This is a genomic window from Enterococcus sp. 1001283B150225_161107_E12, assembly GCF_015556925.1.
GTDB classification, from domain to species: Bacteria; Bacillota; Bacilli; order Lactobacillales; family Enterococcaceae; genus Enterococcus_B; species Enterococcus_B mundtii.
On the sequence record NZ_JADNNI010000003.1, the window covers coordinates 72657 to 88777 of the forward strand.

Consider the following 16121-nt stretch of genomic DNA (forward strand, 5'->3'; position numbering starts at 1 on the left):
AAAAAATGAAAAAATTTGCAGGAGTGGTAAAATGAAATATAGGGTAGCGGTTTTAGGTGCTGGCTCGTGGGGAACAGCATTAGCACAAGTGCTTGCTGAAAATGGTCATGACGTTCGACTCTGGAGTCACCGTGCTTCACAGGTTAATGAAATCAACCAAAAGCATACCAATGAGCGTTATTTACCAAAACACCAATTACCCAAAACGATCATCGCATATTCGGACATGGCGAAGGCTGTTTCTGATGTAGATGCTGTTTTGTTCGTAGTACCGACTAAGGCGATTCGTTCTGTATGTCAAGAACTCGTTGAGGTCTTGCAAACAAAACCAGTGATCATCCATGCAAGTAAAGGCTTAGAACAAGGAACACACAAGCGGATCTCAGAAGTCCTAGCAGAAGAGATTCCAGCAGAAAAGAGACAAGCAATCGCTGTTTTATCGGGCCCAAGTCATGCAGAAGAAGTGGCTCGTCACGATATTACGACGATCACTGCTGCGAGTACAGAGGCAGATGCTGCTAAATTTGTTCAAACACTATTTTTGAATCATTATTTCCGAATCTATACGAATCCTGATGTCATTGGGGTTGAAATGGGTGCTGCTTTAAAAAACATTATTGCAATCGGTGCAGGTGCAATCCATGGCTTAGGCTTTGGGGATAATGCAAAGGCAGCTATCATGACAAGAGGATTAGCAGAAATCAGCCGTTTAGGTGTTGCTATGGGAGCAAACCCGTTGACCTTCATCGGACTGAGCGGTGTCGGTGATTTGATTGTCACTTGTACAAGTATCCACTCGAGAAATTGGCGTACCGGTAATCTGCTTGGACAAGGCCATGAATTAAGCGAAGTCTTAAATAATATGGGCATGGTCGTGGAAGGTGTCCAGACGACACGTGCCGCTAAAGAGTTAGCTGAGACCATGGGGATCGAGATGCCGATCACTCAAACAATTTATGAAGTGCTATATGAGCACAAGAACATAAATGAAGCAGCGACAGAGATCATGTTGCGCGATGGTAAAAAAGAGAATGAATTTCACTAACATTTTTAAGGGAGAGAAAAAAATGAAAGTAAAAAAAGCAGTGATTCCAGCAGCAGGTTTAGGAACAAGATTTTTACCTGCAACAAAAGCGATGGCAAAAGAAATGTTGCCGATCGTTGATAAACCAACGATTCAATTTATCGTAGAAGAAGCGTTAAAATCAGGGATTGAAGACATTTTGATCGTGACAGGGAAAGCAAAACGCCCAATTGAAGATCACTTTGACTCAAATATCGAATTAGAAACGAACTTAGGCGAAAAAGGAAAAACTGAATTACTGAAATTAGTAGAAGAAACAACGGATGTAAACCTTCATTTTATTCGTCAATCACATCCTAAAGGGTTAGGACACGCGGTTTTACAAGCAAGAGCATTTATCGGCAATGAACCGTTTGTTGTCATGTTAGGCGATGACATCATGGAAGATGAAATCCCATTGACACAACAACTGATCGACGATTATGAGCGTACACATGCTTCAACGATCGCCGTGATGCAAGTTCCACATAAAGATACATCTAAATATGGAATCATCAATCCAGGGGAAGAATTAGAAGACGGCTTATTCAATGTCAAAGATTTTGTTGAAAAACCTGAACCAAGCAAAGCACCAAGTGATTTAGCAATTATTGGACGCTATTTATTGACACCCGAGATCTTTGATGTCTTAGCAGAGCAAAAACCAGGTGCAGGTAATGAGATCCAATTGACCGATGCAATCGATACATTGAATAAGACACAACGCGTATTCGCACGTAAATTTACGGGTAAACGTTACGATGTCGGCGACAAATTTGGTTTTATGAAAACAAGTATCGAATATGGATTGACGCATCCAGAAGTGGGTGGCCCATTAAGAGAATATATTCTATCATTAGGCAAGTCTTTAGCAGCAGAGACGCCTTCATCTTTCAATCAATCAACAGAAACTTCTGAACCAACTAACAAAAAGTAAACAAGCGAGATGCTTCAGCTGCTGATCAAAATGTAGGTAGTTGAAGCTTTTTGCTATTTTTTATTTGTTTAAAAAATATGAAAATGCTATCCTTATAGCAAGAAGAGGAGAAGGAGGCTTGATTATGACAGTTGGAGAAATTGCTGGCTTGATTGCAGCAATTGCTTTTGCAATACTTGTGGTCTTTCTAGTACGTGTATTGATTCGATTAGCAAAAACGATTGAAAAAGCAGAACAAACAGTAACAGAAGCAAACACAACGATTGAAGTCGTTACAAAAGATGTTGATCTTTTATCGAGACAAGTCGAAGGCTTGTTAGTGAAAAGCAACGAATTATTGAATGATATCAACGGAAAAGTAGCAACGATCGATCCTTTATTTACAGCTGTCGCTGATTTGAGCGAGAGTGTATCAGAATTGAATTCTTCAAGCAAACACATCGTTACAAAAGTTGGTGGCATCGGTAAAACAACAGCAAAAGCAACTGTTGCCAGCAAAGTCGGTGGGACTGCAGTGAAATTCTTTAAACATAAAAAAACAACAACAGATACGACAGGAGGAAAATAATCATGGCAAAAAAAGGTGGATTTTTACTAGGTGCAGTGATTGGTGGTACAGCCGCAGCAGTGGCAGCATTACTACTTGCACCAAAATCAGGCAAAGAATTACGTGATGAACTAGCAGCACAAGCGGATGATTTTCTAGATATGGCTTCTGATTATACAGAGATGGCAAAAGAAAAATCAACTGAATTGACAAGTATCGCAAAAGACAAAGCACATGATCTTTCACAACAAGCAGGCGATTTAGCTGGTAATGTCAAACAAACAGTCTCAGACGCAATAGCTGATGCAGGAGATGAATCAGAAGATATTTTAGTGACATTGAAAGAACAATCAGCTGATTTATCTGATCGTTTCAAAAAATCTGCTGCTGATTTAGGCGACACAGCAGCAGCTGCGAAAGAAGACATCATGATCGACATCAAAGATACAGCAGACCAAGCAGGTAGCACTGTAAAAGAAGGCATCGACGAGGCAAAACCAGTTGCTGAAGATGCAAAAATCTTGTCTGAAATGGCAAAAGAAGATGCAGCTACTGCGAAAGAAGATCTAAAAGATACATTTAAATAAGCAACACTAAAAAGTGAGCAAGAAAAGGCACGATCAGGAAACAACCTGATTCGTGTCCTTTTTTCTCTAATCTTACGAGGAGAGGATAGTGTAAATGATTGAGATCAAGAAAAGCGATTCCGAAGAAACAGAAAAGAAAATCATTGGTCTGCTGAACGAACAATATATGCAATCATTTTCTACAAATGAACACTTAACAACTCAAACCATTTCAATCAGTGCATCTAAGGATGAGAAGTGGATCGGTGGCGCAGTGGCATCTTTATTTGGAAATACCTTGCATCTATCATTGCTCGGCGTAGATCAATCGTACCGTCACGAAGGCATCGGATCGCGATTAATAGAAGCGGTTCAACAAACAGCATTGGAAAATCAGTGCTTATATATGACCGTCAATACGCAAGACTATCAAGCTCGAAAATTCTATGAAAGACATGGTTTTGAAGTATTTGCTTCGGTGGAAAACATGCCTTTTGTTGGGACGACTAAATTCTATTTGAAGAAGCAATTAACAAATGAATAGGTATCGACAACTAACTGATGCCAGAGAAGCAACTCAAAAAATAAGCGATAACCCGAAAATAGTTCTCTACTTTGGGGTTATCGCTTATTTACAGGTCAAAACGCTTCTTTCACAATCTCGATAAATGGTGTTCAAGAAGCTGACCTTCAACATTAAGCTGAGAAATCAAAAAATATGGAAAGCTATTTTCTGATTTCCCAGCTTACTGCTCAGGTCAAAACACTTCTTTCACAACCTAGATAAACGGTGTTCGAAAGCCAGCTCCTTCAATATTAAGTCAAAACTTGAAAAAATATGAGAAGCTATTTTCCCAAGTTCTGCCTTAATACTCGGAGCAGAACGGCTTTCTCACAACCTTACTCCACCACTAATAATTCTTTTGGTGTTGTTGTAAATGGGATACAACCGTCACTTGTGACATAGACGCAATCTTCGATTCTTACGCCAACTTGATCAGGGATATAAATACCTGGTTCTAATGAGAAGCACATGCCTTCTTCGATCACTAGATCATTGCCTGCAACTAGTGAGGGATATTCATGGACCGTCGTACCAATACCATGACCTAGACGATGATTGAAGTATTCGCCGTAGCCATAGCTTTCAATGACGTTACGTGCGACTTGATCAAGTTCAGCGGCTGTGACGCCTGGACGAACAGCTTCTTGGGCTGCCAATTGGGCTTCAAGAGTGATCTGGTAGATTTTCTCTTGAAATTCGGTTGGTTTTTTGTAGGCAACTGTTCGTGTCGCATCACTACAATAGCCATCCCATACGACGCCTAGATCGAACAAGACAAGTTCATTTGGTTGGATCGTGGTACTTCCAGGTGTTCCATGAGGGCTTGCTGCATTTGTCCCCGCTAAAACTAGCGTGTCAAAAGACATTTGAGATACCCCTTGTTTTTTTAGTTGATATTCGATTTCAGCAATAATCGCTTGTTCCGTTACGCCTTCTTTGATGGAGCGAAAACCGATCTCAAAAGCTACATCTGCCCATTTCCCTGCCGCAATCAGTTGCTCTTTTTCTTTTGTTGTTTTGATCAATTGCAGACGTTGGATGACCGGAGTCAGGTCAGCAAATCGGACACTGCTTGTCATTTGTTGCGATAACGCGTCAAAGCGATCAACCGTCAACGCATTTTTTTCGATCCCAATCGTTTTTATTTGTGGATAACGGGTGCGGATCTCTTGCCCGATCAATAGCCAAGGATCTTCACTATCAAGATAACCTCGGACATCATAGGCCCAAGAACTATTTTGTGCATCTTCTACTTCTAACGCTGGTGTAAACAAGAAAGGATCTTGATCAAGTGGAAGAAATAGAGCTAGTACACGTTCGTGGGGTTCACTTTCATAACCAGCAAAATAGGCGATATGACCTGGATCACTGATATAAGCAAGGTCGATTTCTTTTTGAGCCATCCATTGGCGTAATTCATTGATTTTTTCAAGATTCATTTGGACATCCTTCTTTCGCATTTATGGCATGTTTCGATAATTCATTGTACCACTCTTGTAAAAAAAGACCAATTGACTAAAAGTGAAAAAGGTGATTTTTTTCATGAAAACGCTAGTAAAACGGTTGCAATTTCTGTCAATCTTTGATATCCTGTTTTAGAAATGTAAATCGTATTTTCAGAAAAGATATAAAAACAGAATAGGAGAACAACGATGGAAAAACAAACTATCACTATTTATGACGTAGCGAGAGAGGCAAATGTTTCGATGGCTACTGTTTCACGTGTTGTCAATGGGAATCCAAATGTAAAACCAGCTACAAGAAAAAAAGTATTGGAAGTCATTGACCGCTTAGATTATCGCCCAAATGCTGTAGCTCGTGGTCTTGCAAGTAAAAAAACAACGACGGTTGGGGTCATCATCCCAGATGTCAGCAATATGTTCTTTGCTTCATTAGCACGTGGGATCGATGATGTGGCAACGATGTACAAATATAATATCATTTTGGCAAATTCAGACGGAAATGACCAAAAAGAAGTCAACGTACTGAACAATCTTTTAGCCAAACAAGTTGACGGTGTGATTTTCATGGGGCATCATATCACAGATGAGATCCGTGGCGAATTCTCACGTTCAAAAACTCCAGTTGTCTTAGCTGGTTCGATCGATCCAGACGAACAAGTAGGAAGTGTCAACATCGACTATACTTCAGCGACAAAAGATGCAGTGACTAAATTAGCTAAAAACGGCAATAAAAAAATTGCCTTTGTGAGTGGCGCATTGATTGACCCGATCAATGGCCAAAACCGTTTGAAAGGCTACAAAGAAGCGTTGAAAGAAAACGGACTGACTTATAGCGAAGGTTTGATCTTTGAATCAAGCTATAATTTTAGAGATGGCTTATCATTAGTAGAACGTATCCACAATAGTGGAGCAACTGCTGTTTATGTAACGGATGATGAACTAGCAATCGGTATTTTAGATGGCTTGATTGACCGTGGTGTCAAAGTACCAGAAGAATTTGAGATCATCACAAGCAACAACTCTTTATTGACTGAAGTTGCTCGCCCACGCTTGACAAGTATTACGCAACCATTATATGACTTAGGTGCGGTATCAATGCGTCTATTGACAAAAATGATGAACAAAGAAGAAGTAGAAGAAAAAACAATCATCTTACCATATGGAATTGAAGAAAAAGGTTCAACGAAATAAATCGATTGGGAGAAACATCAAGCGATTGATCGAATAAAACGATAACTAAAAGTAGCTGAAATGACAAAGAATAGTCGTTTTAGCTACTTTTTTGTGGAAATAGCAGGGTCAATGCTTCACCAAAGACAAGTAAAAACGTATAAAAAATGAGCCTGATCTTGATATCATTTATCAAGACCAGACTCATTTTTTTGAAAAAGAATAGTGGACTCAGATTGTTTTATTAATCGTCGTCTTTGTCATCCTCTTTGTTCTGGGGATTCTCACGTTCGAATGTTCCGACAGTGTTCCAGTAATCTTTATAATTTTCATCTGTTCCACCTACACCAAATTTAAAGGTGCTTTTCTCAGGACCATTTTTTGCCCAAAGAGACTCGACAGTTTTGCTAGGTGTATTGATCGATCTTCGGTCAACGGTCACTTTTCCAGGTAATTGTCCTGTAAAGGCAGAAACGTCTTCTTTCTTCACATCAGAAGCAAGTGTGAATTTCTGATCGGTACCAAAAATCGTTGGGTTTACTTGATACACTTGATTGATCAAGTTGGCTAAATATTTGGATGAACGCAATCTTGCTTGGGCATCCATTCCGGTATTATCATCGTGTCCTGCCCAACTACTGATCGTGACAGATGGTGTAGAGACAACCAACCATGAATCTCGGTAATCATTCGTTGAACCAGTTTTACCGATCCAGTCTGCTTGGCCTAAGCTACCATTGAGACTAGTGATATCATCTTTGAATGGTGTGGTGATTTTTTCATTGATAACGCTACGCAACATATCATTGACGATCGAAGCTGCGGCTTCGGAAAAGACACGCACTGGTTTAACTTCGTGTTGATAAATAACATTTCCATCATTATCAGTGATCGCATCAATGATATATGCTTGCTGGAATTCGCCATTATTTGCTAATGCCTGGAAGCCATTGGTTTGTTGAAGAGTAGTGACATCGACTGTTCCCAGTGGTGCCGATTCAACGCCCCAGTTGGCATTCGCGGGATAGTTCATTTTTGCTAGATATGTCTCATAGGCGTATTGTTTTGATCCGCCATTGTTCAAAACATCTTGATATAAATGGTAAGCAGGGATATTGTTCGACCATTCCAATGATTCACGAATCGTTTGGAAAGTATTTGAGCCTTTATTCGTCGCATTGACGATGTCTTCACCGGCATTTGCGCCTTCTTGCCAAGTGGTTGCATAGTCAGAAACACGTGATTCTGAACCAACTAAGCCCATATCGATCGCTGGGCCATAAACCAACATCGGCTTGATCGATGAACCGGCTTGTCTTTGAGTATCAAAGGCATGATTATTTTGGTTCAGCGCATAATTACGACCACCGACAAATCCATAAACTCGCCCGGTTTTATTATCCATCAGAACATTACCGGTCTCAACAGGCGTGCCTTTCCCGTCATCAAGTAAGTAACCATAATTGGCAACACCTGCTTGCATCGCATCATAGATGCCTTTATCGATCGTTGAATGAATCGTGTAGCCTTGATTTTGGATCGTTTGTTCTGCACGTTGATAGTAGGCATTGTAGACGTCTGTATCGGATAGATCTGCGTTATCTTTTTCTCCCAATTGTCTAGCAATGATATCGGTCGCGGCATTCATGACTGTGTAATATAAGAAGTCACGGTCAGTTTGTTCTGCCACTTGTTGACCTAAGAAATCTTTTGTTAAGTCATAGGCTTTTGCTTCTTCATATTGTTCTTTTGTGATTTGGTGTTCACGATACATGCTAAATAGCACGATGTCTTTTCTTTCTAAGCCGGCAGTAAGGTCTTCTTTCAATGCACCTGTATTGGTATAAGGGCTATAGGTGATCGGACTTTGTGGCAAACCTGCGATAAATGCCGCTTGTGGTAAGGATAAATCGCTCGCATTGACACCGAAGATCCCTTGCGCAGCTTCTTGGACACCGGCAATATTTTGGCCTTTATTGTTTCTTCCGAAAGGCGAAACATTTAAATAAGTGGAGATGATTTCGTCTTTGGTAAAATGTTTCTCGACTTGAGCAGCTAATAAAATCTCATTTGCTTTACGCTTAAAGGTTGTTTCATCGGTCAAAATCTGTTGCTTGACTAACTGCTGTGTCAGCGTTGATCCTCCAGATGAGCCGATCCCAGTTGCTTCAGAGAAAAGTGCTCGGATCACCGCTTTAGGAACATAGCCTTTATGTTCTTCAAAATATTCATCTTCTGTGCTGATGATCGCAGATTTTAAATAAGGTGACATTTGATCTGAAGGTACAGTAGTCCGCATCAAATCAGTTTGGATCGTCGAGATCTCTGTATTATCGGCATAAACAAGTTTGGATGTTTCGGTTATATTGCCTAACTCAGATTGTAACTCAGATTTGGAAGGTAGCTTTGTATCTTCAACTAGATACGCAAAATAGCCGGCACCGACTCCCACACCTAATGCAGCGAATAGAATGATAAGAACCATGATAAAAACGGTTAATGATTGAAAAACGCGAAAAATGACCTTAGGAACAAACCACTTTTCTTTTGTTCGTCGTGCTTGTTTTCTTCGTGTATTATTACGTGGCAAAGGTTTCACCTCAACTAATGGTTTTATTTCGCTAATTATAGCAAATAATAGAACAAAAAAACAGACATGGCTTTTTTTGTGTCTTTTTTGACCTTTGGTTTGGAGAAAACATTAAAAATTCCTCTAGTTATTTTGTATCTGTTCGGATCATTGGACAGATTTCAAACTTTTCTTTCAAATCCGTTTCAGTTAAGATAAAAGGAGAGTGAACAAATCCATTCACTGAGTGACTAGCCGAGAAGGCTTTATAGGAGGAGTACGATGTTATTAGGTTCACATGTCAGTATGAGCGGTAAAAAGATGTTACTAGGTGCAGCAGAAGAAGCAGCCAGCTATGGTGCTTCTACCTTTATGATCTATACGGGCGCACCACAAAATACCCGTAGAAAACCAATTGAAGAAATGAATATTGAAGCTGGAAAACAATATATGGAAGAAAATGGACTGAAAAATATAGTGGTCCATGCACCGTATATCATTAATTTAGGAAATACAACGAAACCAGAGATGTTTCCTTTTGCTGTGCAGTTTTTAAGAGAAGAAATCGTTCGAGCGGAAGCATTAGGAGCAACTCAGATCACATTGCATCCAGGCGCACATGTCGGTGCTGGAGCAGAGGCAGGGATCGCAAGGATCATTGAAGGGCTAAATGAAGTCTTGACGAAAGAACAGACCGCACAAATCGCCTTAGAGACAATGGCAGGAAAAGGTACAGAGATCGGCAGAACGTTCGAAGAGTTGGCACAGATCATTGATGGGGTGACATTGAATGAAAAGCTATCAGTCACCTTTGACACGTGCCACACGAACGATGCCGGCTATGATGTAGCGAATGATTTTTATGGCGTGATTGAAACGTTTGATAAAGTGATTGGTTTAGATCGCTTAAAAGTACTACACATCAATGATTCCAAAAATCCACAAGGTTCACATAAAGACCGCCACGCCAATATCGGCTTTGGTACGATCGGTTTTGATGCATTGAATAAAATCGTCCATGAACCAATGTTCAAAGATGTTTCAAAGATTCTTGAAACACCATATGTCGGAAAAGATAAAAAATTGGCTTATGCCCCTTATGGGAAAGAAATCGCGATGTTCAAAGCTGAAACCTTTGATCCAGAAGTATTTCCAGAATTATTAGTAGATGTAGAAGCCTGAATAATCTGTAAAGGTTATTAGATAAAGAAAAAAGCCTAGATCACAAAAATATGTAAAAATATTTTTTGTTCATCTAAGCTTTTTTTGTTTAGTTTAAAACCTTTGATCAAGACAACTCTTGTAAACGTTGTTCATAGCGTTTATTTCCCTTATAAAGATCAACGATCGTCCAAGCGAGTAAGGCGAGAACTGCAACGATGATGATGTAAGCGATCCGATCAGCAAGGGCGATTGACGCAGTGGAAGCTTGATCACCAAAGAAAGCTTCGATTTGTCCTGGGAGTCCGCGCAAGTTTAAATACGTCAAACTGATGACAGAAAACCAACCAAGTATTTTGACAATCAGTGAATTTTTGAAACGGGCGCCCATTTCTGCTTGACTGTTGGTCATCATCAATAAAGGAATCATTGAAAAAGGTAAGGCAAAAGCTAAGAATACTTGGGACTCATTCATTAGATTGTTCAGCGCTGTATGTTCTTCGATCGTACCTTTGGAGCTAGTGAACAAGACACAAAGTAGTACTGGAATGACGGACAATAGTCGAGTGACTAAACGGCGTAACCAGATCGGCATGCGCATATGGATAAAGCCTTCCATAATGACTTGTCCAGTCAATGTACCGGTAATCGTTGAATTTTGACCAGAAGCAAGCAGTGCTACTGCAAATAAGGTTGATAAAATGCCTGATTTTGCTACGGCGATCAAGACGCCGTTACTCATCGCAGATGGATCGGAAAGTGCTTCATACAAACCAAAGAAAGAGGGATCTTGAACTGCACCAGTTTTAAAGACGGCAACCCCCATGATCAAAAGAAGTGCATTGACAACGAAAGCCATCGTTAATTGGATATTGGAATCCCATGTCGAGAAACGAACCGCTCTTGCAATATCTTCTGGATCTTTTCGATCGATCTCGCGGGTTTGAGAAACAGCAGAGTGCAAATAGAGATTATGGGGCATCACAGTTGCACCAATGATCCCTAAAGCTCCAGTCAATGGGGTCTCTCCGCCGATTTTTGGTTCTTCAGCAAATGTTTGGCTATTAGGGATAAAGCCTTTGAATAGACTACTCCAGTCAGGATTTGAAAGCGCCACTTGGTAGACAAAGACAAATAGGATAACGAAAATCAAACAGACGACTAACGCTTCGATTTTACGAAAACCGATCTTTGTCAAAAGAAGTAAAACAAATACATCCAAGACAGTAATAAAGACAGCTATTGCCAAAGGAATATCAAATAATAAATATAGAGCGATCGCTGCACCAATGACTTCAGCGATGTCTGTGGCCATGATCGCTAATTCGGTCAAGATCCAAAGAATGACACCTAACGTTTTACTCGTACGAGCACGAATCGCCTGTGCCAGATCCATTTGGCTGACGATCCCAAGTTTGGCAGCCATATATTGTAGTAACATAGCAATCAAGCTGGACATCAGAATAACTGACATCAATAAGTATTGGAAATTTTGCCCACCGGTGATCGATGTTGACCAATTACCTGGGTCCATATAGCCGACTGCTACGAGTGCACCAGGTCCGGAATAGGCTAGTAAGGTGCGAAAGAAACTTTTTCCTTTTGGTACTTTGACCGTACCGTTTACTTCTGAAAGGGATAACCCATTAGTGTGTTCAATCCATTTATGTTTATTCTCGTGATTATTCAAATGAAAACCACCCTTCTATTTCTTTTCGAATTCATTCTACACCCAGAGACGAAAAAATAAAAGAAAAAAATTCGGCTAACCTAAAAATTAAATGTGGCTTACTTTCTAAATGGGTGTATTTGTATAATCATGAAATAAAAATGCCTTTTTTTACATATTATTAAGAAAACGCCTTTCTTTTTTTTGTAAGTTTTAGTAAAATGAATCATTGAGAGCAATTAGGAAAAGGAAAGGAGAGATTTACATGGTATCAAACGGAATCGTTGTACTTATTGCAGTTATTGCATTGTTAATCGGCGCAGTCGGTGGATTCTTTCTTGCGCGTAAATATATGAAAGATTACTTAGAAAAAAATCCTCCCGTTAATGAGGAAATGTTAAGATCAATGATGATGTCTATGGGGCAAAAACCATCTGAAAAGAAAATTCGTCAGATGATGCAACAGATGAAGAACCAAGGGAAGAAGTAGGTTCTTATTCGACAACATCAAAAAGCGGGCTGATTGATTTCAGCTCGCTTTTTTCTTTTTCTCCATTTGAGAAAAGCGCATTCATGCCGATCAACGATTATTTTTTATAAATGGTATGACGATCATATTTTTTCGATTGTGATCAACGATATCTGAGGATACAATTCAACCTCGGAAATAAAGGAAATTTTTAGGAGTTAGAAGGAGGAAATATATGTCGATTTTCAGAAAATTGGGTTGGTTTTTTAAACAAGAGAAAAAGCACTATTTGATTGGCGTATTTTCTTTGTTCGCGGTGGCATTAGTGCAGTTGATCCCACCTAAAGTCATCGGGATCATTATCGATGAAATCGCCGATCAAAACATCTCAATGCAAATCATTGCATTGTGGATAGGCGTATTGATCATTGCGGCCTTTTTGCAATATCTTTTTCGCTATATTTGGCGAATGAACATTTGGGGCAGTGCAGCTAGGCTTGAAAAAGAATTACGCCAGCGTCTATTTGCTCATTTTACGCGAATGGATAGTTTGTTCTATCAAAAATACCGGACGGGTGATTTGATGGCTCATGCAACGAATGATTTGAACGCCATCCAAAATGTAGCTGGTGCAGGAATTTTAACATTTGCAGATTCAGTGATCACTGGAGGCACGACGATCATTGCGATGGTTCTATTCATTGATTGGCGCTTGACATTGATTGCATTGATCCCATTGCCATTATTAGCAGTTACTTCAAGGATCTTAGGCTCAAAATTACATGATGCGTTTCGTGATTCACAAGAAGCCTTTTCAAGTATCAACGATAAAACGCAAGAAAGTATCACAGGTATCAAAGTCATCAAAACATTTGGTCAAGAAAAACAAGACTTGGAAGATTTCCAAGAAAAGATCGATGATGCCATTGAGAAAAATAAGCGAGTAAACTTTTTAGATGCGCTTTTTGATCCATTCATCACATTGATCATTGGCTTGTCATATGTGGCAACCATTATTTTAGGTGGACGTTATGTCTTGGATGGTACGATCTCAATTGGACAGATGGTTTCCTTTATCAGTTATATCGGCATGCTTGTCTGGCCAATGTTTGCGATTGGACGTCTGTTCAATGTACTAGAGAGAGGGAATGCTTCGTATGATCGTGTCAATGAACTATTGCATGAGAAAACACATATCGTCGAAAAAGTAGGAGCAGAAATGACACCAGCAAAAGGTGAGTTGAATGTGGCAATCACACAATTTACCTATCCAGACGATGAACAGCCAGCGTTAGAACACATCAAATTTGCGATCAATGAAGGTGATACGTTAGGTATCGTTGGTAAAACAGGTGCCGGTAAGACGACGATCATCAAATTATTGATGCGTGAGTATGACCATTATCAAGGAGAAATCCAATTTGGCGGACGAACGATCAGAGACTACTCACTAGATGCCTTGTTGCGCTCGATTGGTTATGTGCCACAAGATCATTTCTTGTTTTCAATGACGATCCTAGATAATATTCGCTTCTCCAATCCACAGAAATCACCAGAAGAAGTGGAAGAAGCAGCGGAATTGGCGTATATCAACAAAGAAATCAAAGGACTGCCAGAAGGGTACCAGACAATGGTCGGTGAACGTGGGGTCTCCCTTTCTGGTGGACAGAAGCAACGGTTGTCGATTGCTCGTGCATTGATCCAAAGTCCCGAATTATTGATTTTGGATGACGCATTATCCGCTGTTGATGCTAAGACAGAAGAAGCTATCTTACGGAACCTTAAAGCAGAACGGAAAAACAAAACCACGATCATTGCTGCCCATCGTTTAAGTAGTGTCATGCACGCCAATGAAATCATCGTCATCGATCATGGTCGGATCATTGAACGTGGCACACATCAAGAGTTGTTAGCTCTTGGTGGTTGGTACGAACAAATGTGGCAGAAACAACAATTAGAAGCAAAAATTGAAGGAGGTGGCGAATAATGGAAGATCAATATCAGTCGGAATGGTCAAAATCCATGACCTATAAAGAACAAGCTTCGATCATTAAACGGTTGATGCAATTTGCTAAACCCTTTCGCTCGACATTCATCATTGCGATTTTATTTGCTTTAGTATTATCAGTCATCAATGTGCTATTGCCAAGGATCATCCAAACATTCATGGATGAGCATCTAGCGAAGCAGTCAGCAACGACACAAGTCATCCTTTTCTTTGCAGGGCTTTATCTATTTGGAGTCATCATCAAAAGTATCATCTGGTTTTTCCAATGGTATCTCTATTCGATGGCGTCATTGAAGACCTACCAACATATCCGTGTAAAGTTGTTTGAGAAACTGCATACACTAGGAATGCGGTACTTTGACCAAACGCCAGCTGGATCAACTGTTTCTCGTGTGACCAATGACACAGAAACACTGTTTGAATTTTGGTATGTCTTTCTGATGGTTTTAACAGGAATTTTTGCCGTGATTTCTTCATTTATTGCGATGTTTCAAATCAATCAAAAAATCGCGCTATGGTGTCTGATCTTTTTACCGATTTTAGGAGTAGTGATCTGGTATTATCAAAAATTCAGTTCAAGGATCTATCGAAATATGCGTGAACGCTTGAGTCAATTGAACACAAAATTAAATGAATCGATTTCTGGGATGCGGATCATCCAACAATTTCGTCAAGAATCGCGTTTAGCAAAAGAATTTGAGGAAGTCAATGAAGAGTATCTAGCGACTCGCTATGCCATGATCAAGACAAATTCGATTCTTTTGAGTCCAATCATCAGTTTTTTATATGCTTTAGCAATTGCCTTGACTTTGACGTTGTTCGGACTCGACGCGTTACATTCACCAGTTGAAGTCGGTTTGATCTTTGCCTTCACCACCTATGTTCAAGGATTCTTTAATCCGATGTCACAAATGATGGACTTCTTGAGTGTCTTTACGGATGGAACAGTCGCAGGTAGCCGTATCTTGAAAATCATGGATACGGAAGAATATGCACCACAGCAAAAGGAATCAGCGGATCGGACGATCACTGCTGGAAAAATCGAATTTCGCAATGTCAGCTTCTCTTATGATGGAAAAAACAATGTATTGAACAATATTTCATTTGTTGCTAATCCAGGAGAAACTGTCGCATTAGTCGGACATACAGGAAGTGGAAAAAGTTCGATCATCAATGTGTTGATGCGTTTTTATGAGTTTTATGAAGGACAGATCTTGATTGATGATCACGACATTCGTGAGTATCCAATTGCTGAATTACGCAATAAAATGGGCCTAGTGTTACAGGATGCGTTCTTATTTTACGGGGATATCGCTGGAAACATCCGAATGATGAATCCTGAGATCACAGATGAACAAATACGTGAAGCCGCTGAGTTTGTCCAAGCGAATCAGTTCATCGAAGACTTACCGAAAGGGTATCATTCAAAAGTGATTGAAAGAGGGGCAAGCTATTCGAGTGGGCAACGCCAATTGATCACGTTTGCTCGAACAATTGTAACGGATCCTAAAATCTTAGTTCTGGATGAAGCAACGGCGAATATCGACACAGAAACAGAAGTGTTGATCCAAGAAGGACTTGCGAAGATGCGTCAAGGTCGGACAACGATTGCTATTGCTCATCGTCTGTCGACGATCCGCGATGCAGAGTTGATCCTCGTATTAGATAAAGGACATATCGTTGAGCGAGGCAACCATGAAACACTATTAGCCGAAGAAGGGCTATACGCAGATATGTACAAATTACAAAGTGAGTAACAGGGAAGAATAAAGGTATCTGTTTTTGAAACACTTGTATCGTAAACCGTGATAAAAATAGTTAGCCTCAACTCATAAGTCTTGAATCCCCAAAAACGTGCCAACTTTTGGGGATCAAGGCTTATTTTTTATGACTTGATTGCCAGCAGTGTGATTCAAATCAAAAAAGTCCATCGG

General features: G+C 40.0%; 13 protein-coding genes. 10 read left to right on the forward strand and 3 right to left on the reverse strand.

All coding sequences use genetic code 11. The features are described 5' to 3' along the window. Nucleotides 1-31 precede the first annotated feature (31 nt). From I2F89_RS03500 to I2F89_RS03520, 5 genes are all read left to right on the forward strand, one after another. Nucleotides 32-1045: an NAD(P)H-dependent glycerol-3-phosphate dehydrogenase gene (locus I2F89_RS03500; protein WP_086334953.1), complete on the forward strand. Its 1014-nt coding sequence runs from the start codon at nucleotides 32-34 to the stop codon at nucleotides 1043-1045. A 22-nt stretch (nucleotides 1046-1067) separates the two neighbouring features. Then, a complete protein-coding gene (gene galU, locus I2F89_RS03505; RefSeq protein WP_010734931.1) occupies nucleotides 1068-2000 on the forward strand; it encodes a UTP--glucose-1-phosphate uridylyltransferase GalU in 933 nt (310 codons plus the stop codon). A 124-nt stretch (nucleotides 2001-2124) separates the two neighbouring features. Beyond that, nucleotides 2125-2568: a DUF948 domain-containing protein gene (locus tag I2F89_RS03510; protein ID WP_071866768.1), complete on the forward strand. Its 444-nt coding sequence runs from the start codon at nucleotides 2125-2127 to the stop codon at nucleotides 2566-2568. Between the two features lie 2 nt (nucleotides 2569-2570). Then, the gene (locus I2F89_RS03515) at nucleotides 2571-3134 is read left to right on the forward strand and encodes a YtxH domain-containing protein (RefSeq protein WP_195513492.1); all 564 of its coding nucleotides are present in this window, start codon (nucleotides 2571-2573) and stop codon (nucleotides 3132-3134) included. 94 nt (nucleotides 3135-3228) lie between these two features. Then, complete coding sequence (locus I2F89_RS03520) at nucleotides 3229-3657, forward strand: GNAT family N-acetyltransferase (protein ID WP_071866769.1); 429 nt, start codon at nucleotides 3229-3231, stop codon at nucleotides 3655-3657. A gap of 356 nt (nucleotides 3658-4013) precedes the next feature. Here I2F89_RS03520 and I2F89_RS03525 read toward each other — a convergent pair whose 3' ends face one another. Continuing rightward, a complete protein-coding gene (locus I2F89_RS03525) occupies nucleotides 4014-5117 on the reverse strand; it encodes an aminopeptidase P family protein (protein WP_195513589.1) in 1104 nt (367 codons plus the stop codon). Between the two features lie 213 nt (nucleotides 5118-5330). Here I2F89_RS03525 and ccpA point away from each other — a divergent pair, with 213 nt between their 5' ends. Continuing rightward, complete coding sequence (ccpA, locus tag I2F89_RS03530) at nucleotides 5331-6332, forward strand: catabolite control protein A (protein WP_023520019.1); 1002 nt, start codon at nucleotides 5331-5333, stop codon at nucleotides 6330-6332. Between the two features lie 223 nt (nucleotides 6333-6555). Here the strand turns inward: ccpA and I2F89_RS03535 are convergent, their stop codons facing one another. Further along, nucleotides 6556-8901 carry a transglycosylase domain-containing protein gene (locus I2F89_RS03535; RefSeq protein ID WP_074799543.1) on the reverse strand — a complete coding sequence of 782 codons (2346 nt, stop codon included), beginning with the start codon at nucleotides 8899-8901 and terminating at the stop codon, nucleotides 6556-6558. A gap of 261 nt (nucleotides 8902-9162) precedes the next feature. On the opposite strand from I2F89_RS03535, the gene I2F89_RS03540 reads away from it, so the two are divergent. After that, nucleotides 9163-10062 (forward strand): deoxyribonuclease IV, encoded by a 900-nt coding sequence (locus I2F89_RS03540; RefSeq protein WP_019723118.1) that lies wholly within the window; start codon nucleotides 9163-9165, stop codon nucleotides 10060-10062. Between the two features lie 106 nt (nucleotides 10063-10168). Here I2F89_RS03540 and I2F89_RS03545 read toward each other — a convergent pair whose 3' ends face one another. Further along, nucleotides 10169-11731 (reverse strand): Nramp family divalent metal transporter, encoded by a 1563-nt coding sequence (locus I2F89_RS03545; RefSeq protein ID WP_023520012.1) that lies wholly within the window; start codon nucleotides 11729-11731, stop codon nucleotides 10169-10171. A gap of 244 nt (nucleotides 11732-11975) precedes the next feature. Between I2F89_RS03545 and I2F89_RS03550 the strand changes: the two genes are divergently transcribed. The 3 genes from I2F89_RS03550 (at nucleotide 11976) to I2F89_RS03560 (ending at nucleotide 15944) form a co-directional block, all read left to right on the forward strand. After that, on the forward strand, nucleotides 11976-12200 hold the full coding sequence (locus I2F89_RS03550; RefSeq protein ID WP_010734944.1) for a YneF family protein: 225 nt from the start codon (nucleotides 11976-11978) through the stop codon (nucleotides 12198-12200). A gap of 214 nt (nucleotides 12201-12414) precedes the next feature. Continuing rightward, nucleotides 12415-14166, forward strand: a complete 1752-nt coding sequence (locus I2F89_RS03555) for an ABC transporter ATP-binding protein (protein WP_071866770.1) — start codon at nucleotides 12415-12417, stop codon at nucleotides 14164-14166. Next, nucleotides 14166-15944, forward strand: a complete 1779-nt coding sequence (locus I2F89_RS03560) for an ABC transporter ATP-binding protein (RefSeq protein ID WP_071866771.1) — start codon at nucleotides 14166-14168, stop codon at nucleotides 15942-15944. Before I2F89_RS03555 ends, I2F89_RS03560 begins: the two co-directional genes overlap by 1 nt. Nucleotides 15945-16121 lie beyond the last annotated feature (177 nt).

Excerpts from the sequence above, each read along its gene's own strand:
- I2F89_RS03540 (WP_019723118.1), top strand. The coding sequence starts at position 9,163 with ATGTTATTAGGTTCACATGTCAGTATGAGCGGTAAAAAGATGTTACTA.
- galU (WP_010734931.1), top strand. The coding sequence starts at position 1,068 with ATGAAAGTAAAAAAAGCAGTGATTCCAGCAGCAGGTTTAGGAACAAGA.
- I2F89_RS03500 (WP_086334953.1), top strand. The coding sequence starts at position 32 with ATGAAATATAGGGTAGCGGTTTTAGGTGCTGGCTCGTGGGGAACAGCA.
- I2F89_RS03550 (WP_010734944.1), top strand. The coding sequence starts at position 11,976 with ATGGTATCAAACGGAATCGTTGTACTTATTGCAGTTATTGCATTGTTA.
- I2F89_RS03555 (WP_071866770.1), top strand. The coding sequence starts at position 12,415 with ATGTCGATTTTCAGAAAATTGGGTTGGTTTTTTAAACAAGAGAAAAAG.
- I2F89_RS03525 (WP_195513589.1), bottom strand. The coding sequence starts at position 5,117 with ATGAATCTTGAAAAAATCAATGAATTACGCCAATGGATGGCTCAAAAA.
- I2F89_RS03560 (WP_071866771.1), top strand. The coding sequence starts at position 14,166 with ATGGAAGATCAATATCAGTCGGAATGGTCAAAATCCATGACCTATAAA.
- I2F89_RS03520 (WP_071866769.1), top strand. The coding sequence starts at position 3,229 with ATGATTGAGATCAAGAAAAGCGATTCCGAAGAAACAGAAAAGAAAATC.
- ccpA (WP_023520019.1), top strand. The coding sequence starts at position 5,331 with ATGGAAAAACAAACTATCACTATTTATGACGTAGCGAGAGAGGCAAAT.
- I2F89_RS03510 (WP_071866768.1), top strand. The coding sequence starts at position 2,125 with ATGACAGTTGGAGAAATTGCTGGCTTGATTGCAGCAATTGCTTTTGCA.
- I2F89_RS03515 (WP_195513492.1), top strand. The coding sequence starts at position 2,571 with ATGGCAAAAAAAGGTGGATTTTTACTAGGTGCAGTGATTGGTGGTACA.